This is a genomic window from Algoriella sp., assembly GCF_036647415.1.
Classification (GTDB): Bacteria; Bacteroidota; Bacteroidia; order Flavobacteriales; family Weeksellaceae; genus Empedobacter.
The window spans coordinates 61,572-81,528 of sequence record NZ_JAVXKG010000004.1 but is presented as its reverse complement, the minus strand read 5'-3'; the positions used below and the strand labels follow the sequence as shown (position 1 = coordinate 81,528).

23 protein-coding genes are annotated in these 19,957 nt (G+C 29.7%); 10 read left to right on the top strand and 13 right to left on the bottom strand.

The window, feature by feature from the left end; all coding sequences use genetic code 11:
• Position 1: 1 nt before the first annotated feature.
• The 7 genes from RSC72_RS02810 to RSC72_RS02780 form a co-directional block, all read right to left on the bottom strand.
• Positions 2-559 (bottom strand): hypothetical protein, encoded by a 558-nt coding sequence (locus tag RSC72_RS02810; protein ID WP_332544838.1) that lies wholly within the window; start codon positions 557-559, stop codon positions 2-4.
• Between the two features lie 105 nt (positions 560-664).
• Positions 665-838: a hypothetical protein gene (locus RSC72_RS02805; protein ID WP_332544837.1), complete on the bottom strand. Its 174-nt coding sequence runs from the start codon at positions 836-838 to the stop codon at positions 665-667.
• The gene (locus tag RSC72_RS02800; RefSeq protein ID WP_332544836.1) at positions 835-1,992 is read right to left on the bottom strand and encodes a glycosyltransferase; all 1,158 of its coding nucleotides are present in this window, start codon (positions 1,990-1,992) and stop codon (positions 835-837) included. Before RSC72_RS02800 ends, RSC72_RS02805 begins: the two co-directional genes overlap by 4 nt.
• 1 nt (position 1,993) lies before the next feature.
• The gene (locus RSC72_RS02795; protein ID WP_332544834.1) at positions 1,994-2,929 is read right to left on the bottom strand and encodes a hypothetical protein; all 936 of its coding nucleotides are present in this window, start codon (positions 2,927-2,929) and stop codon (positions 1,994-1,996) included.
• A gap of 3 nt (positions 2,930-2,932) precedes the next feature.
• Positions 2,933-4,375 carry an MBOAT family O-acyltransferase gene (locus RSC72_RS02790; protein ID WP_332544833.1) on the bottom strand — a complete coding sequence of 481 codons (1,443 nt, stop codon included), beginning with the start codon at positions 4,373-4,375 and terminating at the stop codon, positions 2,933-2,935.
• 3 nt (positions 4,376-4,378) lie between these two features.
• Positions 4,379-5,290 (bottom strand): glycosyltransferase family A protein, encoded by a 912-nt coding sequence (locus RSC72_RS02785; protein WP_332544832.1) that lies wholly within the window; start codon positions 5,288-5,290, stop codon positions 4,379-4,381.
• On the bottom strand, positions 5,277-6,461 hold the full coding sequence (locus RSC72_RS02780) for a glycosyltransferase (RefSeq protein WP_332544831.1): 1,185 nt from the start codon (positions 6,459-6,461) through the stop codon (positions 5,277-5,279). The genes RSC72_RS02785 and RSC72_RS02780 overlap by 14 nt, the downstream gene beginning before the upstream one ends.
• 106 nt (positions 6,462-6,567) lie before the next feature.
• Here RSC72_RS02780 and RSC72_RS02775 point away from each other — a divergent pair, with 106 nt between their 5' ends.
• Positions 6,568-7,083 carry a hypothetical protein gene (locus tag RSC72_RS02775; RefSeq protein ID WP_332544830.1) on the top strand — a complete coding sequence of 172 codons (516 nt, stop codon included), beginning with the start codon at positions 6,568-6,570 and terminating at the stop codon, positions 7,081-7,083.
• A 5-nt stretch (positions 7,084-7,088) separates the two neighbouring features.
• On the opposite strand, the gene RSC72_RS02770 is transcribed toward RSC72_RS02775, so the two are convergent.
• The 3 genes from RSC72_RS02770 to RSC72_RS02760 all read right to left on the bottom strand — a co-directional run bounded on the left by RSC72_RS02770 (position 7,089) and on the right by RSC72_RS02760 (position 9,341).
• Positions 7,089-7,739 (bottom strand): alpha/beta hydrolase, encoded by a 651-nt coding sequence (locus RSC72_RS02770; RefSeq protein ID WP_332544829.1) that lies wholly within the window; start codon positions 7,737-7,739, stop codon positions 7,089-7,091.
• A 119-nt stretch (positions 7,740-7,858) separates the two neighbouring features.
• Entirely contained in the window at positions 7,859-8,443 is a 585-nt protein-coding gene (locus RSC72_RS02765; RefSeq protein WP_332544827.1) for a hypothetical protein, read from the bottom strand.
• 133 nt (positions 8,444-8,576) lie between these two features.
• Positions 8,577-9,341, bottom strand: coding sequence for a TIGR02757 family protein (locus RSC72_RS02760; protein WP_332544826.1), 765 nt, complete (start codon positions 9,339-9,341; stop codon positions 8,577-8,579).
• A 234-nt stretch (positions 9,342-9,575) separates the two neighbouring features.
• Between RSC72_RS02760 and RSC72_RS02755 the strand changes: the two genes are divergently transcribed.
• Genes RSC72_RS02755 through RSC72_RS02745 form a run of 3 tightly spaced genes read left to right on the top strand, consistent with a single transcriptional unit; the run spans position 9,576 to position 12,195 of the window.
• Positions 9,576-10,427: a C-type lectin domain-containing protein gene (locus tag RSC72_RS02755; protein WP_332544825.1), complete on the top strand. Its 852-nt coding sequence runs from the start codon at positions 9,576-9,578 to the stop codon at positions 10,425-10,427.
• A 6-nt stretch (positions 10,428-10,433) separates the two neighbouring features.
• On the top strand, positions 10,434-11,315 hold the full coding sequence (locus RSC72_RS02750; RefSeq protein WP_332544824.1) for a C-type lectin domain-containing protein: 882 nt from the start codon (positions 10,434-10,436) through the stop codon (positions 11,313-11,315).
• A gap of 7 nt (positions 11,316-11,322) precedes the next feature.
• Positions 11,323-12,195 carry a C-type lectin domain-containing protein gene (locus tag RSC72_RS02745; protein ID WP_332544823.1) on the top strand — a complete coding sequence of 291 codons (873 nt, stop codon included), beginning with the start codon at positions 11,323-11,325 and terminating at the stop codon, positions 12,193-12,195.
• Positions 12,196-12,253: 58 nt separating this feature from the next.
• On the opposite strand, the gene RSC72_RS02740 is transcribed toward RSC72_RS02745, so the two are convergent.
• Positions 12,254-12,925 (bottom strand): ABC transporter ATP-binding protein, encoded by a 672-nt coding sequence (locus tag RSC72_RS02740; protein ID WP_332544821.1) that lies wholly within the window; start codon positions 12,923-12,925, stop codon positions 12,254-12,256.
• A gap of 288 nt (positions 12,926-13,213) precedes the next feature.
• Between RSC72_RS02740 and sucC the strand changes: the two genes are divergently transcribed.
• On the top strand, positions 13,214-14,407 hold the full coding sequence (gene sucC, locus RSC72_RS02735) for an ADP-forming succinate--CoA ligase subunit beta (RefSeq protein ID WP_332544819.1): 1,194 nt from the start codon (positions 13,214-13,216) through the stop codon (positions 14,405-14,407).
• A 171-nt stretch (positions 14,408-14,578) separates the two neighbouring features.
• Positions 14,579-15,049, top strand: coding sequence for a hypothetical protein (locus tag RSC72_RS02730; protein ID WP_332566237.1), 471 nt, complete (start codon positions 14,579-14,581; stop codon positions 15,047-15,049).
• 53 nt (positions 15,050-15,102) lie between these two features.
• Here RSC72_RS02730 and RSC72_RS02725 read toward each other — a convergent pair whose 3' ends face one another.
• Both RSC72_RS02725 and RSC72_RS02720 read right to left on the bottom strand, forming a co-directional pair.
• Entirely contained in the window at positions 15,103-15,483 is a 381-nt protein-coding gene (locus RSC72_RS02725) for a PUR family DNA/RNA-binding protein (RefSeq protein WP_332545683.1), read from the bottom strand.
• 116 nt (positions 15,484-15,599) lie between these two features.
• On the bottom strand, positions 15,600-17,357 hold the full coding sequence (locus RSC72_RS02720) for an ABC transporter ATP-binding protein (protein ID WP_332545682.1): 1,758 nt from the start codon (positions 17,355-17,357) through the stop codon (positions 15,600-15,602).
• On the opposite strand from RSC72_RS02720, the gene nusB reads away from it, so the two are divergent.
• The 4 genes from nusB to coaE all read left to right on the top strand — a co-directional run bounded on the left by nusB (position 17,348) and on the right by coaE (position 19,949).
• Positions 17,348-18,370, top strand: coding sequence for a transcription antitermination factor NusB (nusB, locus tag RSC72_RS02715; protein WP_332545681.1), 1,023 nt, complete (start codon positions 17,348-17,350; stop codon positions 18,368-18,370). The two genes, RSC72_RS02720 and nusB, sit on opposite strands and share 10 nt — an antisense overlap.
• 44 nt (positions 18,371-18,414) lie before the next feature.
• Positions 18,415-18,906: a DUF1573 domain-containing protein gene (locus RSC72_RS02710; RefSeq protein WP_332545679.1), complete on the top strand. Its 492-nt coding sequence runs from the start codon at positions 18,415-18,417 to the stop codon at positions 18,904-18,906.
• A 22-nt stretch (positions 18,907-18,928) separates the two neighbouring features.
• Positions 18,929-19,276, top strand: coding sequence for a preprotein translocase subunit YajC (yajC, locus tag RSC72_RS02705; RefSeq protein WP_332545677.1), 348 nt, complete (start codon positions 18,929-18,931; stop codon positions 19,274-19,276).
• A 70-nt stretch (positions 19,277-19,346) separates the two neighbouring features.
• Complete coding sequence (gene coaE, locus RSC72_RS02700) at positions 19,347-19,949, top strand: dephospho-CoA kinase (protein WP_332545676.1); 603 nt, start codon at positions 19,347-19,349, stop codon at positions 19,947-19,949.
• Positions 19,950-19,957 lie beyond the last annotated feature (8 nt).

The following is a 19,957-nucleotide window of genomic DNA, read 5'->3' as shown; positions in this document are numbered from 1 at the left end:
GTTAGTTTTTCATTTTCCAATCTTGATAAATTTGGTTTGACTTTTCTCTAATCAAAATCAAATCGTCAATATTGTAAATGAGTGGTTTCATTCTTGTTTCATAATTTTGAGTCACAAATTCTAATAAATCTGTCCATTCTACAAATGTTAATTCTGCAAAATTCTCGCATGCAAAAATATTTTTATTTTTTGCGTTTAATCGTAATTGATAATTTAACCGACTAATTGGTGTATTATATTGCGATTGATAAATTCGCGAAAAAATATTATGTTTATACTTAGTTTCATTTTCTGATAAAGCTAAATAATTTCCTTTAATATCAATTGGTAAAGGAACAGAAATATGGTAAAAATGCAAGTTGAAATCCTTCTTTAATTTTGATAAAATAGAATGAAAAATCGTATTTACCTTGATATGCTCTTCGTGCCAATCAACTGGAAATGGAATAAAAACATCTGTAAAATTATTTGTTGAAATTAGCTTCTCTAAATCTGAATAATCATCATAATTGTCCGAAATAATTAAATCAAAATTGATTTCTTTTTGCAAATTTTCCAATTCATTTCTACGAATTGTTTTATTAGCCTGATTATAATTATTTCCTAAAAACTGAAAATAGTAAGCCGTTGCATTCGTTTTTCTTAAAATCTGACTATTTCCAATCTACTCATCGTCTGCGTGCGGAACCAAAACAAGTGATTTAGAAACTGAATCAACATTCATTTCTTTCATGTTTTGATATGGTTTAATTTTATTGGTTTTGAACTGTAAAAACCATTTAATTAAATAACGAAAACGTCTAAATTTTAGTTTTGCTAATCTTAATTTTTGATTCATTTTTCATTAAAAATTAAATCCCATTGTTCTAAAATTTCTTTTTTTCGCCATTTGTACGAATTATCGTTACTCGAAAATAAAATTTTATTCAATTCTTCGGGTTGATTAATCAAAAATTGTAATTTTTCTTTGAATTGATTTTTATCTGACATCGGAATTAAAAATCCATTCGATTCATCAATAATATCAGATGGTCCATATTTACAATTATAAGAAATCAGGGCATTTGACATCAAAGTTGCTTCAATCAAAACGGTTGGTAAACATTCTGTTTTACTTGTAAAAAGAAAAATTTTACTCTTTTCTAACTCATTATATATTTCAGGAATTGTTTTACTTCCTAAAAATTGAACTTTATTTTTTAGATTTTCAATAGAATTTAACTTATTCTCTAAGTCATTTTTAGATGGTCCATCGCCAATAATTTTCAATTGAAAATTGTTTAAATCTACTTGATTTATAATATCTAAAATTTCTGCAACATTTTTATCATTATCCAATCTACCAACATAAATCAATGTATTTTCTTTTTGACTGATTAAATTTTGATCAAAAGATTCAAAAGGTTCGCCAATAAGATTTGGTATCAAAAATGAATTTTTATTGATGCTTTTATAATGTTGCAAAGAGTTTGAATTAATACAAACTACAGCTCTTAAATTTTTATAATATTTTCGTAAAACATCAAACCAAAGTTTACCTCCTACTTGAAAATTTGCGTGTTCCCAAGCAATAGTTTTATCTCGTACTTTTTTATTCAAAGCCAGTTGTGCAGACAATTTGTACCAACTAGAAATAATTAAATCATAATTCTGATGGTTTTTATTCATCCATTTATTCAACATTTCCCATTGACCAAAATCGTAAACATAATTTTTGATGTTATTCTTATATGGTAATTTGGGTAAATATTTGTTCAGATTAACATTTATTTTCTGAAATCCCCAATGTGAAAAAGTATCAATTACAATAATTTTAACACGTTTATCTAACTCAAAAAAACTGTCCGTATTATTTATCATAATCACAATAGAAACGTCGTTTCCTTTTGCAACCAACTCGTTTGCTAAAGACACTAAAACGCGTGAAACGCCTCCTGCCTTGAAGAGTTTATAATAAACAAATAGTATTTTTTTAGGTGATTGGTTGGTCATTTTATTTTTTCGTTAGAATATTTTTTAAATCTTTACTTAAAATTAAATTAAATTTTTCTACTCCAATTTGATTCAAATGATTATTGTCAAAAAAATCGGTAGAATCTTTTAATTCTACTAAGTTTTGATAATTTTTATAGTGTCCCAATTTACTTAAAAATTGGTCAATTTCTTTATTATTATTGATGGATTTGTAAAGTGTATTTGTGATGGGCGCTTGAATAATATAAACGTCAATTCCTTTGCTTTTAATATATTGAATATTGTTTTCAAATTCTTCTTTTTGAGTTTCTCGCAAATCCCATTTCGAAATATTTTCATTATTAAATATATTATTTCTAAACTTTGTTTCTACATAACCCGTTGGTGAAATATACGTATCTACACCTTGATTAGCGACTTCATTAAATGTTTTATTTAAGCCAAAAGTTTGGCGAAATCCAGAAAAAATAAGCGTATTGTATGCTAATAAATTATGAACTTCATTTGCCATTTTTATAGAATTAATATCTATTTTATTGTTACTCAAAATATCCAAAGAAGATTCAACACCATCAATATTCATGGTTCCTGCATAAGCTTCGTAAACAACCAATTTTGGTTTTATTTGTTCTAAATATTGATGTAAAAGAACTTTTGTATTAATTGGTGTTTGTGCGCTTGAACCTAAATTAAACGCTGAAATTCCGTCTTTTTGTAAAATTCTTGGATCTATTCCACGATAAGCGTGAGAAGAACCAATAATTAAAACATCTACATTTTTGGTTTTCTGAGCGTCTTGCATTCGTGTAAATGTATGCCCGTAACATCCCATACAACTTCTGACGTTTTTGGACATGTAAAATGGTAAAACGGAACTCCAAAGAGGCATGATTACAAGATAAAATACAATTGCAAATAGCCCAAATAAACTTATATTAATTAAAAATTTCTTCATCATCTAAAATTGAAAATAAATAAATGGACTTTCTTCTGTTTGTAAAAATAGACCTATTAACATGATAACAAATGCATAAAAACTCCATCTTATCCATCTTGGTTTTGAGGTTAAAAATTTTTCTAAACCGTAATTATTCTGTCTTCCAATCCATTCTATAACCAATAAAAACGCTACTAAAATTAATGTTGCTAATGCACTTTTGCGTAATGTTGGAAATGTAAAAAGTGATTGATGAAAAATTCCTCCAATATATTCGAACGCATGAGTTACAGAATTTGCTCGGAAAAATATCCATGCAAAAACGGTTAAACTAAACGTAAGAATCATATTAAAAAGTTCTCTAAGATTTGGTAAAATTTTATCTTGAGCAACGATTTCTAAATTATTTCGATTTGTTTTCAATAAAATTGAAGGCATTATAAATAGTGCATTTAAGAATCCCCAAAAAATAAATGTCCAATTGGCTCCGTGCCAAAATCCACTCACAATAAAAATGATAAATGTGTTACGAACTCTCATCCAATTTCCTCCTTTGCTTCCACCTAACGGAATGTACAAATAGTCGCGAAACCATGTAGATAAAGAGATGTGCCAACGTCGCCAAAATTCTGCAATATCACGTGAGAAATAAGGATAACTAAAGTTTTTCAATAAATTAATTCCAAATAAACGGGCAACTCCAAGCGCAATATCAGAGTATCCAGAAAAATCTCCATAAATCTGAAATGTAAAGAATATAGCTCCTAAAACTAAGTTAGATCCTGATTGTGGTTCGGGATTTGAGAAAATTTCATTGGCATAAATTGCACAATTATCTGCAATAACCATTTTTTTGAATAATCCCCAAAGAATTTGACGCATTCCGTCTACTGCTTGCGAATAATCAAAAACTCTTTTCTTTTTAATTTGTGGTAAAAGATGCGTCGCTCTTTCTATAGGTCCTGCAACTAATAACGGAAAGAAACTTACGAAAACTGAATAATCAACTATATTACGTTCTGCTTTCAGCCTTCCATAATAAATATCAATAATATATGATAAACCATGAAAAGTATAAAACGAAATACCTACTGGTAATATAATTTGTAAGGTCCATGGATGAACTTCAAATCCAAATCCATTCAGCATTTCAGCGAAAGAATCTGCAAAGAAATTATAGTATTTGAAAAAACCTAAGAATCCTAAATTAATTCCGATACTTATGGTTAACCAGATTTTTTTTAGATGTTGAGAAGTTGCTTCTTCAATTTTAATTCCAGAATAATAATCTAAAAATGTTGAAAACCCCAATAAAAACATAAAACGCCAATCCCAACAACCGTAAAAATAATAACTCGCTACTAAAAGTAAGATATTTTGAAATTTCAAATTCTTTCTCAATAACCAGTAAAGCGCAAAAACGATTGGTAAAAAAATCGCAAAAGAAATAGAATTAAATAGCATATTTTATTTCAATTTATAATATAGATAAGACAACGGATAAATCAATGTTGATAATAGTTTGAAATTTGTCAAACCATTATTTATTTCTGAAAAACTTCGATTATTAATCAATGAATAAGTATGATACCCAACCAAATTACGAATTAAAGCTTTTGGATAATCAAAAAGTTTTGAACCATACGAATTTAGAAATGAGCGATAACCTTCCATCAATCCAAACGTATTTTTTCCTGTAAAACGTGTATTAGAAACTGAGTTTGCATCATCATCGTCCAAATGATAGTTACGAACAACTTTATTAACAAATCTAGTTTTCAATCCGTTAGCATCATAAGTATTAAAAAATACAGCTTGTGGAATATATCCTTTGTTTTTGTAAGGTGAATAATCAAAGTTTTTCAACAATTGTTGATAAGTCTTTGTTATAAAAATCCCGAACTTATCGCCTCGTACTTTGTACTTGTAACGCATATCGAAAATAGAACCATCAAACCCATTATTAGGATATTGATGACCAACAATTTTCCCATCTGTGTATTGTGATAATCCCATTACAGAAATAAATTCATCTTGATTCGTAATTTTTTCTACCTCATCAAATAAATTTTGTAATGCATTATTTGGATAAGAATCGTCCGAATCTACAATCATAAAATAGTTTGACGTAACCTTTTTTATTCCCTCAAAAACAGTGATGAATTTATGTTGATTCTCATTCCAAAAATAATCAATTTCGAATACATTTTCAGCTTGAAAGGATTTTACCAATTCACTTGTATTATCTGTAGAGCCATCATCCATAATAATCCATTTAAAATCTTTAAAAGTTTGATTTTTTAACGATTCATAAACACGAGATAATGTATGTGCACGGTTGTAAGAAGGTGTTACAATAGAAATTTTAATTTCGCTCATTTTCAAGTTTTAATTGATATTCTTGTTCAAAAACTTCTGAAACTTGACGATAAATTTCTTTTTCATCAAATTTATTGTAAGCTGTTTCCGTTCCATCTATTATTTTCTGCACCAATTCTGGATTAGTCATAAAATTTTTCATCGAATCATACATTTCATCTTCGTCATATTTTATCAAAACTCCATCAATACCATCCTCTATCATTTCTGCAATTCCACCAACATTTGTCGAAATAATTGGTTTACGCATACACATTATTTCTCCTATTACAAGTGGATAAGATTCTGATTGCGTTGGCAAAATAAAATAATTTGAAGCTTTGATATAAGGATAAGGATTTGTCTGAGAATCTAATAATAAAAAAGTATCTTCTACTCCTAATTCCTTACGTTGATTGATTAAATTTTCCATTTCATTTCCACCACCAATTACAGCAATTTTATGAGGAAAACCATCAACTAATAATCGTTTGTGAGCTTTCATTAACGTATGATAACCTTTGCGATGATGCAAACGTCCCATCGAAGAAAAAACAGGTAAATCTGTTTGAAAAGAGTGTTCAAAAAGTTCTGCTTTTTTCAACACCTCATCTACTTTTATTACATTGTAAATAACCGTTGATTTTGGATAGCTCACTTGATACAAATCATCAATTACTTGTCGTGTTTGTTTGGATCCGAAAATCATGAAATCAAAACATTTCATTTTCTCAATTCTACTCAAAACACGCTGTTGATCTTTATCATAACCAACATCTGTATGGAACCAACCTATTTTTCTCGAATTCTTATCTGGAGAATTTAATACCATATCAAATTCTGCATAACCTGGAGAAACTTCAATATCATATTTTTCTGGAACTTTTATTTGATATAAAATTGAAGGAAATTTTTCGTAAACTTCTAATTTCAATCGTCGCCAAATCAATTGTATTTTTTGAATAAATGGATTAGAACTCATTTGTTCTTTTCCTTTTTCAACTACAATTAATTTAATATCAGATGGAATTTCTTTTATCAATTCGCCTTGATACAGATTGAGCATCAAAGTAAAATCGAATTTATCTTTTGGTAAGTTTCGTAATAAATCTAAAACTACTCTCGGAACTCCACCCATTTCTAACGAGCGAAGCCTAAAAAGTACTTTTATTTTTTTAGGTTGATTTGACATTTGGTTAGTTTGAAGAAGCAAAAATACACTATTGATTCTGAACTAAATAATACAATAATCTAAAAACACATAAAAAAATTCTTAATTTTGGAAAAAAGTAGAAGAAATGTTCAAAATCGGAACAAAAGTTAAAGTAATAGATGACAATATTTCAGGTACAATTACCAAAGTAAAGGGAGATTGTATCTATTTTAACGATGAATTTGGTTTTGAATATGAATATCAACAAGACGAAATAATCAAAGATATTGATATTGATTATGATGAATACCGAGAAGAAGAAAAGAAAATTTTCTCGAAACCAAAATTCAAAACTTTCAGAAAATCTCATCGTCATCCATACGTTACCCGTGAAATTGATTTACATATAGAAAATTTAGTTGATAATTGGCGTGATATGGATAATGCAGAAATTATTACAACACAACTAGATGTTGCGCGAAATGAAGTAGAACGTGCAATGTTTGAGAGTCAGATTAGATTAGTTTTTATTCATGGTTTTGGAAAAGGTGTTTTAAAACGTGAATTAACAGAATTACTATACCGCTATACCAACATAGAGTTCTATGACGCACCACTAAAAGAATATCACGGCGACGCCATAGAAGTAAAATTTATCTAATTGTTTTAGAAATTCTTGATCCAAGCCATCAAATCATGATAATTTTGTGGTACAATTCCATGTCCACTTCTATATTCGTGGTATTCGAATTTAATATTCAAATTTCGCAAAAATTCTTCTCCCATTTTTCCTAATTCTATTGGTAAAACAACATCTTCTGTTCCGTGAGAAACAAAGAAATTCAAGTTAGAAAAATCTTTTGTTTGATCAAATTCTCCTATGATTTTATGCTCTGGATAACCACTTAAAATAGCTGCATTTTTTATTTTTCCTGGATTATTCAATGCAATAGCATAACTCAAAATCGCACCTTGACTAAAGCCCATTAATGTTACATTTTCCACATCCAAATTTTCTTGTTGCGTAATTGCATCAATAAAATCAACCAATTTATTTCGAGACTCTATTGCTTGATCTTCATCCATCCATTTTTCATTATTCACAAAATTGATGTCATACCATGCAAAACCACCGTAAGGAATGTCGTAACGCGCACGCACACTAACAATATGCGCATTTTCTGGTAAGTCTTGCGCAAACGAAAATAAATCTTCCTCATTGCTCCCATAACCATGAATCAACACAAAAAGAGGCGTTTTTTCAGTTTTTGTAACTGGTAAACGTTCTATATATTTTATTTCATTTAATTCTTTCATTGTAACTTATTTTTAGCGAATTTAATTCTAATTTCTAAATAAAAAAACGGCATTCAATAGAACTGAATACCGTTTTTCACTTACAAACGTTGCAAATTTATATTTTGTTTAATTTTATTTTAGATTTTAATATGTCCCCAATTTTCTCCAGATTTTATTCTGTATAATTGCATTTCACTAATTCCGAATTGTTTTGCAATAATTCTTAATCGAGTCTTACGATTTGGATTAGCTAACATTTTTTTAATTCGAATTACATCTGTAGAAGTCAACTTATTTCCGTCCATTTTTTGACGTGTCTGTTGCGATTTTTTTATTCCATCTTTATACAGTGGGCTTTTCATAAAATGATCTCGGAATTCGTCTTTCGTAGCCCATTTCAAATTTGTTACATTATCATTATCCTTTACAAAATCGAGATGTAATAAATAGGTTTGATCTTCTGTTGGTGCTGGTAAAAATTGTTCGGCAACTAAATGATATATTAAATTCTGTGTATATTTTTTTCGTCCAGATTCATCTTTATAGCTATATCTTAAAATCTTGTATCCGTTTATATAACTTCCTTTCAAAACTTTTCCGTCTTCTTCTATACCAGATAAAAAACTTACTAAACGTCCAAAATTTGAAATTGCATAAAAATTTCTTAAATTTCCTAATAAGCTCACTTCTCTAAATTCTTCCCCAACAAGTATTTTTACCATTTATTATTTTTTTATAGATTTTCTTTGAAGTAGTTATTTTTCTAAGTAAGATATTTATCGAAATTAGAGCTTTTATTTAAATTTTTCCGTTAAAAAAGATATAAGTTATTCTTAAAATTATGAATTAATCATATTAAAACCCTTCGAAAACGCCTAATCCAAAAAGAGCAAAATCATATTTTACAGGATCATTCACATCCATTTCACGAAGTTTTGTATCGAGTTCCTTCAAAGCTTTTGCATCGTTTTGTTTACGAGTCAGAATACCTAACTTACGGGCTACATTACCAGAATGTACGTCTAACGGGCAAGAAAGAATAGAAGTCGGAAGTGATTTCCAGATTCCTAAATCAACACCTTGTTGATCGTCACGAATCATCCAACGCAAAAACATGTTGATTCTTTTTGCAGCCGAATTATTTAATGGATCAGAAACGTGTTTGGTTGTTCTTGGTAAATGTTCTATTTCAAAAAAAGTTTGTTTAAATTTCGAGATTGATTCTTGCATAGAATCTGAAGATTGATGTTGAGCAAAAACCTGTTCCAATCCTCCATGATTTTGATAAATATAACGAAGTGATTTCACAAAAAACTTTAAATCATCACTATTAAATGTACGATGCACAAATCCATCTAAATTATCTAAATCATTTTCAGAGAAATTCATCACAAAATCATAAGGCGAATTTCCCATCAAACTCATCATTTTATTTGCATTGTTGATAATCATTTTACGATTTCCCCATGCAATTGTTGCAGCTAAAAACCCAGCTATTTCAATATCTTCTTTCATCGAAAATCGGTGCGGAATCTGAACTGGATCAGAATCAATAAAATCGAGTGTATTATATTGAAGAACTTTTTCGTCTAAAAAATCTTTTAATTCTTGTTGATTCATTGTACAAAATTAAACATAAAAACTTAAAAATATAATTCAGAGTTAAACCTTATTTCGCGAGTATTAGTTATCAAAAACACTAAACAAATAACTATTCTTCATGTTAATAGACTCATTTTTAAATTCAAATATGCGACTTATATCATACTTGATGATGTTATCAAAGTAGATGAAATTTGTAATTTTGCCCCCCTCTCACTACAAAATGACCGAAAATGATAATTAATAAAAAATATGACGAAGAATTACTTAGTAATGGTTGGAGGATTATTATCTTGCATTTCTTATGCACAACTAGGAATTAATACAGTCCCACACGAATCTACTATTTTCGATATGTCTAAATCCTCAAAAGGATTTTTATTATCTAAAATGGAATTAAAAACTCCACAAGCAAGTGAACCTGTAAAAGAAGTAAAAGACGGATTAATTGTTTATAATTCAACTAAAAACAATAGTCTATATGAAACTTACTATGTTTGGAACAATAACAAATGGGAGCCTGTATTTAATGAACAACGCGCTGTAGCCGAATTTACATCAACTGGTATTCATGCTTCTGCATTGGGATATAACCCAAGTGGCGAAGGAAATAGTACACCAGATGAGTTTGCTTTTGAAAATGTAACAGCAAAAAAAGTAAAACCATGTGTAAAATATACAGATACTTATAAAGATGCGATAGAACATACTTATTGTGCTTATAAATTGTCTGATAACATTGATTGGTCGCAAGCCTTTAATCTTGCTAAAAGCCTAAAAGGTTATTTAACTACTATTACTACCAACAACGAATGGAATAATATAAAATCTAATTTTATAGATCAACCAGAAGCAAGTAATAGTAATATTTGGATTGGTTATAATAAAATAACCGAACCAGGAAACAATCCTGAATATACATGGATTTCTGGAGAAAAATCTATGATTGATTGGTCTAACACTTCTAATTTACATGCAAATTTTGATGGAACATTAAAAGATAAATGTGTCTACATTTCGAACGATACCAATAAAACTTGGACAAGTAAAACATGTGATTATAAGGTTAATCTAAATTACATTATCGTAGAATTTCAAAAATAAAACTATATGAAAAATAATATAAAATTTATAGCTTTAGTAATATGTTTATTCTCTGTTTTTACATCTGCACAAGTAACACTAAATGTTGCAGATGAAAATATAGAAGCTTCTGCGGATTTTCAGATATCTTCAGAAAATAAAGGTTTTGCAATGCCTCAAGTAGCCTTGACAAAAATCAATAATTATTCGCCAATTATCTCACAACCTATCAATGGATTGTTAGTTTATAATACAACGAATAATACTGAGCTTAGTTCAGGACTATATTATTGGAGCAATAATCAATGGAATAAGATGGGAATTGTACAAAACAAAGCCACAATTATTCAGAATGTTAACGAAGAATATTTAGGATACAAATTAGGTACAACCGTTAATCCTCCAAACACTTTAGAAAATGCACAATTAACTACTTGCGCTAAATGGGAAATAAAAAATGGTGGAAATGGACATACTTATTGTGGCTACAATAATGCAACAACTAACTTAACATTTACAAAAGTTTACAATGCAGCCAAAACAAATGGTGGATATGTTGTCACAATTACTTCTGATGAAGAATGGGATTTTATTAATGATAACATTATTAAAGCAAAAGGAAAAGAATTAAACAATGCAATTTGGTTGGGATATACCAAAATAGCTACTCCTGGAAATGCAGCAAAATACAACTGGATTACCAACGAAAAATCAGTTTATAATTGGGGATTAGAATCTAATGTACAAGCGCGTTTTATTGCAAATCAGCCAGAAAATGCGAGTTTAAATACAAATTCTAAATGTACTTACATTTTACCTACAACTATAAATGCTAACCGTCAATGGAGTTCTTCTGATTGTACTACTACAACAAACCATCAAAATTTTATTATCGAATTTAGTAAATAAGCATCTCATGAATAAAATAATATATTTTCTTACATTCTGTTTAAGCACTTTTGTTTTCGGACAAATTGGTGTCGGAACAGAAACTCCATCAGAATCAGCAATGGTTGATCTTGTCTCAACAGAAAAAGGTTTTTCTGGCTCTCATATTTCTCTACAATCTATCACTGATAAAACAACTATTCCAAATCCTGCAGACGGATTATTAGTTTACAACACCAATACAACCTCTGACTTACAGCCAGGTTATTATGTTTGGATTATCAATAAATGGACGCCTTCTAATCCAACTCTTAATTTAGAAGTTACAACAAATGGAAAATTGGTAGAATTATTAGGATACGAAGCTACTGGTATTGCACCGCAAACACCAACCAATTTCACATCAGGAACTAAAACTTTTACAGCCTTAGGTTGTAAAAAATGGACAGAAAATGGACATACCTATTGTGCTTATAAAGGTGATACTCCTTTCAATTGGGAAGAAGCTTTTAATGCCTCTAAAAGTCAAAAAGGATATTTAGTAACTTTCACATCACTTGACGAATGGAATTGGGTAAAAACAAATTTGATTAATAATACAACTGGTTATAACCTAAACACAAGTATTTGGATTGGATATAACAAAGTAGATTTCGCTGGAAATCCGACAGAATTTACTTGGGTTACAGGTGAAAAGTCTAAAACAAATTGGGAAACTTTAATGACAGAACATTTCTTTAATAATGGAGAACCTAATAATTCAAACAACAACGAAGGTTGCGTGCATATAATTAGTCAAAATCAAAGTTCTAATCGTAATTGGAACGATATCCCATGTACATCTGCAGTTACTGGATGGAGTGGACCTTGGGAACATTTAATCATCGAGTTTAACCAATAACATAAAAAAATAGCTATCAAATATTGATAGCTATTTTTTGTTGCTTTATAATTATTTGTTATAAACTTTCAAACAAACCATCTGCCATTACCAACTTACGGTCTGTCATATTTGCTAATTCTTCGTTGTGCGTTACAATGACAAAAGTTTGACCAAACTCATTACGTAAATTAAAAAATAATTCGTGTAATTCTTCTGCATTCTTAGAATCTAAATTACCCGAAGGTTCATCCGCAAACACAACTTTTGGTTGATTGATTAATGCACGAGCAACTGCAACGCGTTGCTGTTCTCCACCAGAAAGTTGATTTGGTTTATGCGTTAATCTATTTGTTAATCCTAAATATGACATCAATTCTTTTGCACGTTTTTCTACTTCGGCTTTTTTTGTTTTCTTTATAAATGCAGGAATACAAATATTTTCTAATGCATTAAACTCTGGTAATAATTGATGAAACTGAAATATAAAACCAATATTTTCGTTTCGAAATTTAGATAAATCACGGTCATTCAATTTTGTCACATCTTGTCCTGCAATAGAAATATTTGTATTGTACTTTCTTGGATCAGTACTTTTTTCTAATGTTCCTAAAATTTGAAGTAATGTTGTTTTTCCAGCACCAGAAGCGCCTACTATCGAAACAATTTCACGTTCAGAAATAGATAAAGACACACTTTTCAATACTTCTAAATCTCCAAATTTCTTTACAATATTTTCTGCTTTTATCATGAGGTAAATATATAATTTAAGTTTTATGTTCTAAGTCTTAAGTTCTAAGTTTTTTAAAAATAAATTCAAAATAGAAATGCCTAAATTAAACTAGTTTTAGTGTATGAAGTACCATTTAAAATTTATATAACATTTGTTTTGCGTTCTTAAATCATTAATTATCGTATATTGTACTCTCTAAATAAATAAATTTTTTAGCTTATTTTACATAAGCTGATAAATTTAATATGTCAAAATTTAGAATTCATCAACAATATTTTTATTTTTGTAATTGAAAAATCAAAAAAAATGAATCTTCACGAATATCAAGGAAAAGAAATTCTTAGTAAATATGGTGTGAAAGTGCAACGAGGAATCGTAGCAAGTACACCAGAAGAAGCTGTAGAAGCTGCAAAACAATTAACAGAACAAACAGGTACAGGTTGGCACGTAATCAAAGCTCAAGTACACGCAGGTGGTCGTGGAAAAGGTGGAGGAGTAAAACTTGCTAAAAACTTGGACGAGGTTAAAGAAAGAGCAAACGATATTATCGGAATGCAATTAGTTACACCTCAAACTTCTGCGGAAGGTAAAAAAGTACACCAAGTTTTAGTTGCTGAGGATGTTTATTATCCTGGTGAGTCTGAAACAGAAGAGTATTACGTTTCTGTATTATTAGACCGTGCAACTGGTAAAAACATGATTATGTATTCTACTGAAGGTGGAATGGATATCGAAGAAGTTGCAGAGCACACTCCAGATAAAATTTTTACAGAGGAAATTGATCCATCTGTAGGAATCCAAGGTTTCCAAGCGCGTAAAGTTGCTTTCAACTTAGGTTTATCAGGTAACGCTTTCAAAGATGGAGTTAAATTTATCACGGCATTATACAATGCTTATGTTGCAATTGACGCTTCTATGTTCGAGATTAACCCAGTTCTTAAAACTTCTGATGATCAAATTATCGCAGTTGATGCTAAAGTTTCTATCGATGATAACTCATTATTCCGTCATGCAGATATCGCTGCTTTACGTGATACAAGAGAAGAAGATGCTACAGAAGTGGAAGCTGGTGAAGCTGGTTTGAACTTTGTAAAATTAGATGGTAATGTTGGATGTATGGTTAACGGAGCTGGTTTAGCAATGGCAACTATGGATATTATCAAATTATCTGGTGGTAATCCAGCTAACTTCTTAGATGTTGGTGGTACTGCTGATGCTGAACGTGTTGAAAAAGGTTTCCGTATTATCTTAAAAGATAAAAACGTAAAAGCTATTTTAATTAACATTTTTGGTGGTATTGTACGTTGCGACCGTGTTGCTCAAGGTATCTTAGATGCTTACAACAATATGGGTGACGAAATTAATGTTCCTATTATTGTTCGTTTACAAGGAACAAATGCAGAAATCGCTAAGAAAATGATTGATGAATCAGGTTTCGCTGTTCACTCTGCAATCACTTTAAAAGATGCTGCTGATAAAGTAGAAGAATTAGTAGGTTAAGATTTAACTTATTTATAATAATATCAAACCTCCCAAAGGATTTCTTTGGGAGGTTTTTTTGTGTTTTATTGTCATTCTGAGCTTATCGAAGAATCTCACAACATGCGAAGCTGAAATGAATTCAGCTTGACATTTGTATAAACAAACCTTATCTTTATAAAAATCAACTATATGAAAATATTTAATTTATTCATTAATAAAAAGAAAATAGATAATAATTCTATTCGATCGAATTTCACAAACAAAGAATTAAAAAATTATGATAAACATGTTGATTTTTATTACACTAATTTAATTAACTCGATTATACTTTTTACTTATGATACAAGTAAATTAGATTTAATGGCACCTATATTATTTGATCCATTAACCGAACTATATGAAGAATTGGATTATGCTTTTATTCCTATTTTATTTGAAACAGTTTTTTATAATAATCTAATAGATGAATCTTTCAGAAATGATTTATTACAATTTAAGGAAAAAGTTGATAAAATTCCTAATGAAATTTGGGATTGGGAATATATAGACACTCATGATGAATGGAAAAAATTAAAAATTGAAGCTGATATTTTACTTAATAAAATAGAAATTTCCTCAAGAATTTTTAATACTAAATATCATTCTACGATAAATCAATAAAAAACCTCCGTTCAGTTTTGAACGGAGGTTTTATTTTACGCATATTAATAAGTCTAAATATCGTCAAAATCGATATTGGTAAAAGATTCTACTTGCGTGTCCTCCTTACTTTCAACTTTAGTTTTTAAATCAAAATCTTTTTGATGTCTTTCCGAAATTACTTCTTGTCCTTTTTGTGCAAAAACAAAATCAGTTGTTTCGTCTAACATTTCTTTAAAACTTTCAAAATCTTCTTTGTATAAATAAATTTTGTGTTTTTTATAATAAACCGCACCATCATCTTGTGTGTTTTTCTTACTTTCTGTAATTGTTAAGTAGTAATCTCCAGCTCGTGTTTCGCGCACATCAAAAAAATAGGTCCTGCGGCCAGCTCTTAATACCTTGGAAAAGACTCCTTCTGCATCCACCTTTTCCTGGTTTTCTAATTCATTCATAAGTCTAAATAGAGTTTAATTGTTAAATGTTTCCTAACAAATCTAAAAAAATTTAAGAAAATAACAACACTTTAAGCAATTTAATTCTATTTTTTTGTTAAAATAATATTCTAAGCTTAGTCTAACAACTGCTTATTATATAATTCGTAATAATAACCTTGTTTGTTTAATAATTCAGAATTAGAACCATTTTCAAGCACACGACCGTCTTCTAACACCAAAATTTGATCTGCTCTTTTAGCAGATGAAACACGATGCGTGATAATTATTGTTGTTTTATTTTTTATCTCTGATGAAAGATTATTCAGAATTTGTTCTTCAGTTTCTGTATCTACGGCAGATAAACTATCATCAAAAATTAAAATACTCGGATCATTTACCAATGCACGAGCAATAGATACACGTTGTTTTTGCCCACCAGAAAGTGTCACACCACGCTCTCCTACCACGGTTTCGTATCGTTCTTTAAAATTATCAATATTATCATGTACAACAGCTTTTTTGGCAAACTGTTCTGCAATTTGTTCGTTTACTTCATCAGAACCAAATAATATATTGTTGGTTAATGAGTCTGAAAACAAGAAAGCTTCTTGCGGTACATAACCAATTTTATTTCGAATAGATTCTACACTTAGCTCATGAATATTTTTACCGTCAATTAAAATTTCGCCAGAAGTTGGTTCTAACGATCGAGTTATTAACAATGCTATCGTCGATTTTCCTGAACCCGTTTTTCCTAAAATAGCCAATGTTTCTCCTTTATTTAATATAAAAGAAACATTATCTAAGGCTTTAATTCCTGTATTTTCGTAAACAAATGTTACATTTCGGAACTCGATTATTCCTTCTATCTGAAAATCTTTTGTTTCTCCTTCTACAATTTCAGATTCAAAATTTAAAAATTCATTAATCCTAAACATAGACGCTTCGGCACGTTGTACAACCATCGTAATCCAACCAAGCGATGTAAATGGCCAAATTAACATATTAAGGTATAAGAAAAATTGAGCTATAGAACCTATATCCATTGTTCCTGCAATGTATTTTAATCCTCCTAAATATAAAATGACCAAATTACTTACCCCAACTACAACCACCATCAATGGACCAAAAGCAGCTTGAACTTGAGCTAAATTAAGTGCTCGTTTTTGGTATTCATCGGCTTCTACTTCGTATTTTGATTTTATAAACTCTTCTGAATTGAATGATTTTATAACACGAATTCCTGCAAATGTATCTTGCACAGATGACGAAATCGTAGATTGTTGTTCTTGTACATGTTTACTTTTCTTATTAATATTTCGCGCAACACCATATATTAATAAAGATAAAACAGGCAAAGGCGCCAATGTATAAAGCGTTAATTCTTTATCAATCTGAATCATAAAATATGCAATTATGATTACCCGAGAAACCAAATCAATCGGATACATAATTCCAGGACCAAGATACATACGGACAAGCGCTACATCTTCGGTAATACGATTCATTAAATCGCCAGTCTTATGTTTTTTGTAGAATGACAACGATAATTTTTGATATTTATCGTAAATCACATTTTTTAAATCGAACTCAATATAACGAGATGCAACAATTATCATTTGTCGTGTACCAACCGTCAAAGCTCCACCAAGAACTTTAAATCCAAAAAAAGCTAAACTCGCATACATCAAACCTTTTTTCAGTAAATCAAGATTATCAGTACCTTTTTGGTTATAATTTCTTAATAATTCTTCTACAGTATTAATCGCTTCGCGAATGTATGTTACAGAAAAAACTTGTACAAAATTGGCACAAATTGTAAAAATGAAGCCCAAAATAATTCTCCATTTATACTTCCATAAAAATTTATTTAATTTTTGTAATGATTTCACAAAACAAAATTACATTCTTTTTTTTACCTTTGCATCAATTTATTAGACGTTATATTATTGAAATTATGTTGGGAAGAAGACAACTACGCGAAAAAGTAATGCAGAATATCTATGCTTACAATTGTTTAGGAACTGAAGGCGAGGAAAGAATGGTCGAAAAGAATATGATGAAAAGTATCGATCAAATCTATGATTTGTACATTTACATACTAAACTTGATCAAAGTTCAAAAAGAAATTGCTGAGCACAGAATTCAACTTGCACAATCAAAAAACTTTCCAACACAAGAGGATTTAAATCCAAATCTAAAATTTGTGAATAACAAAGTTTTTAGAGTTTTAGAAAGTAATCTTGAGTTAAATCGTTACTCAAGCGATAACAAGAATTTACTTTGGGATGTTTATGATTCTTATCCTAACAATATCTACAAAAGCTTGATAGAAAGTGATCTTTACAAAGATTACATGAACAGCGGAAAAAATTCTTATGAAGAAGATCAAGAATTTGTATTAAACTTTTTTGTAGAATTAATCGCAGAATACGAAGATTTATACGATTACTTAGAAGGTATACAAATTACTTGGGCAGATGATGTTCATATTGCTAATGCAATGGTACATACGACTATAAAATCTTTCCGTGAAAGTAGTTCTCCATTAATTTCTTTGTTTAAAGTATATAAAGATACAGACGATAAGAGATTTACAGAAGAGTTATTTCGTAAAACAATTCGTCATCAATCAGAAACAAAAAATATGATTGATGAAAAAGCACAAAACTGGGAATTAGATCGTATTGCAACAATCGATTTAATTATTTTAGAAATGGCTTTGACAGAATTTTTACATTTCCCAAACATTCCAGCAAAAGTAACAATCAACGAATACATTGAATTAGCGAAGAATTATTCGACAGAAAAATCGCGTGTTTTTGTTAACGGAATCTTAGATAAAACTTTAAAAGAGTTAAAAGACAATAATAATTTACCAAAATACGGTAGAGGTTTATTATAGTCCTTAATTTTTCTTAAATTTGACTAAGACAAATAAGTATAAAAATGAAAAGCAAATTATTTATTTTAGGTGCAATTGCATTAACATTCGCAGTTAGTTCTTGTGGAGAAAAAAAAGCAAGCGAATCTTTTACTGCTGATGAAACAGCACAACAAGCTGAAAACGTAGTAGACGCAGCTACAGCTCCTGTATTAACATTAGCGGAAGCAAGCCATGATTTTGGAGATGTAACAGCAAATTCTAAAGTAGAAACATATATCAAATTCAAAAACGATGGTAAATCACCATTAGTTATTCGTGATGCATCAGCAACATGTGGATGTACAGTTCCAGAATTTCCTACAAAACCAATTCCAGTTGGTGGTACAGATTCTATCAAAGTACAATACACAGCTGGTAATATGAATGGAAAACAACAAAAAACTGTTACTTTAGTTACAAATACTGTAAATGGTCACGAAAAATTTGACATTACAGCAAACGTAACTGGTGCTACAGCGAGTGATCAAAATGCGCAACAAGCATTTGGACAATAATTTTAATCAATAAAATATACAAATGATTCAAACAATCTTTTTACAAGCTGGTGCTCAAGGTGGCGGAATGTCTATGATTTTAATGTTTGGTGGTATGTTCGTAATTATGTATTTCTTCATGATTCGTCCACAACAAAAGAAAGCTAAACAAGAAAAATTATTTCAAACAGATATAAAACGTGGTGACCAAGTTGTAACAACATCTGGAATTCACGGAAAAATCAACGAAATTTATGATGATGCCGTAGTTATTGAGACTGGAGCTGGTAAAATCAAATTTGAAAAAGCTGCAATTTCTAGAGAATTAACAGCTGCTCGTTATGCTAAAACTACTGATAAAGTAGAAAAAGCAGTAGAGGAAAAAAACTAATTATAAGGTTAACATATATTTAACTGAATGCCGGAGAAATTATTCTTCGGCATTTTTTTAACTTCAAACCATGAAAAACAATCAACCATTTATAGCAGGAATCACAGGAGGCATAGGCTCTGGTAAGACAACTGCGGCAAAGTTTTTCGAAGAATTAGGTGTACCTGTTTACAATTCGGACACAAGAGCAAAGATTATTCAGAACGAAAACTCTGAAGTAAAAGTTAAAATTATAGAAGCTTTTGGTCATGAAGCGTATAACGAATCAGGTTTAAATCGTGATTATATTGCAAAACAAGTTTTTAATAACAATGAAAAACTAAAACAATTAAATCAAATTGTTCATCCAGCTGTTTTCAACGATTTCGAAGAATGGAAAAAAAAGCAAACAAGTAAAATTATTATGAAAGAAGCTGCTATATTAATAGAAAGTGGAAGTTATAAAGATTGTGATGTCGTAATTAGTGTTCTTATGAATAAAGAAAAAAGAATTCAACGAATAATGGCGCGCGATGGTTTTACGGAAGAACAAGTTATGGCACGAATTAATAATCAGATTTCGGATGAAGAACGTATCCAAAAATCAGATTTTATTATAGACAATAATGACGATTTGGCACATTTAAAAAATGAAGTTGAAAAGACATTCATCAAAATAAAAAAACTACTATAACTTTATAA

Coding starts and splice junctions, on each gene's coding strand:
- RSC72_RS02795 (WP_332544834.1), bottom strand. CDS start 2,929: ATGAAGAAATTTTTAATTAATATAAGTTTATTTGGGCTATTTGCAATT.
- RSC72_RS02780 (WP_332544831.1), bottom strand. CDS start 6,461: ATGTCAAATCAACCTAAAAAAATAAAAGTACTTTTTAGGCTTCGCTCG.
- RSC72_RS02740 (WP_332544821.1), bottom strand. CDS start 12,925: ATGATAAAAGCAGAAAATATTGTAAAGAAATTTGGAGATTTAGAAGTA.
- RSC72_RS02755 (WP_332544825.1), top strand. CDS start 9,576: ATGACGAAGAATTACTTAGTAATGGTTGGAGGATTATTATCTTGCATT.
- RSC72_RS02770 (WP_332544829.1), bottom strand. CDS start 7,739: ATGAAAGAATTAAATGAAATAAAATATATAGAACGTTTACCAGTTACA.
- RSC72_RS02775 (WP_332544830.1), top strand. CDS start 6,568: ATGTTCAAAATCGGAACAAAAGTTAAAGTAATAGATGACAATATTTCA.
- nusB (WP_332545681.1), top strand. CDS start 17,348: ATGATTTCACAAAACAAAATTACATTCTTTTTTTTACCTTTGCATCAA.
- RSC72_RS02730 (WP_332566237.1), top strand. CDS start 14,579: ATGAAAATATTTAATTTATTCATTAATAAAAAGAAAATAGATAATAAT.
- RSC72_RS02710 (WP_332545679.1), top strand. CDS start 18,415: ATGAAAAGCAAATTATTTATTTTAGGTGCAATTGCATTAACATTCGCA.
- yajC (WP_332545677.1), top strand. CDS start 18,929: ATGATTCAAACAATCTTTTTACAAGCTGGTGCTCAAGGTGGCGGAATG.
- RSC72_RS02760 (WP_332544826.1), bottom strand. CDS start 9,341: ATGAATCAACAAGAATTAAAAGATTTTTTAGACGAAAAAGTTCTTCAA.
- RSC72_RS02805 (WP_332544837.1), bottom strand. CDS start 838: ATGAATCAAAAATTAAGATTAGCAAAACTAAAATTTAGACGTTTTCGT.
- sucC (WP_332544819.1), top strand. CDS start 13,214: ATGAATCTTCACGAATATCAAGGAAAAGAAATTCTTAGTAAATATGGT.
- RSC72_RS02725 (WP_332545683.1), bottom strand. CDS start 15,483: ATGAATGAATTAGAAAACCAGGAAAAGGTGGATGCAGAAGGAGTCTTT.
- RSC72_RS02750 (WP_332544824.1), top strand. CDS start 10,434: ATGAAAAATAATATAAAATTTATAGCTTTAGTAATATGTTTATTCTCT.
- coaE (WP_332545676.1), top strand. CDS start 19,347: ATGAAAAACAATCAACCATTTATAGCAGGAATCACAGGAGGCATAGGC.
- RSC72_RS02765 (WP_332544827.1), bottom strand. CDS start 8,443: ATGGTAAAAATACTTGTTGGGGAAGAATTTAGAGAAGTGAGCTTATTA.
- RSC72_RS02785 (WP_332544832.1), bottom strand. CDS start 5,290: ATGAGCGAAATTAAAATTTCTATTGTAACACCTTCTTACAACCGTGCA.
- RSC72_RS02790 (WP_332544833.1), bottom strand. CDS start 4,375: ATGCTATTTAATTCTATTTCTTTTGCGATTTTTTTACCAATCGTTTTT.
- RSC72_RS02800 (WP_332544836.1), bottom strand. CDS start 1,992: ATGACCAACCAATCACCTAAAAAAATACTATTTGTTTATTATAAACTC.
- RSC72_RS02745 (WP_332544823.1), top strand. CDS start 11,323: ATGAATAAAATAATATATTTTCTTACATTCTGTTTAAGCACTTTTGTT.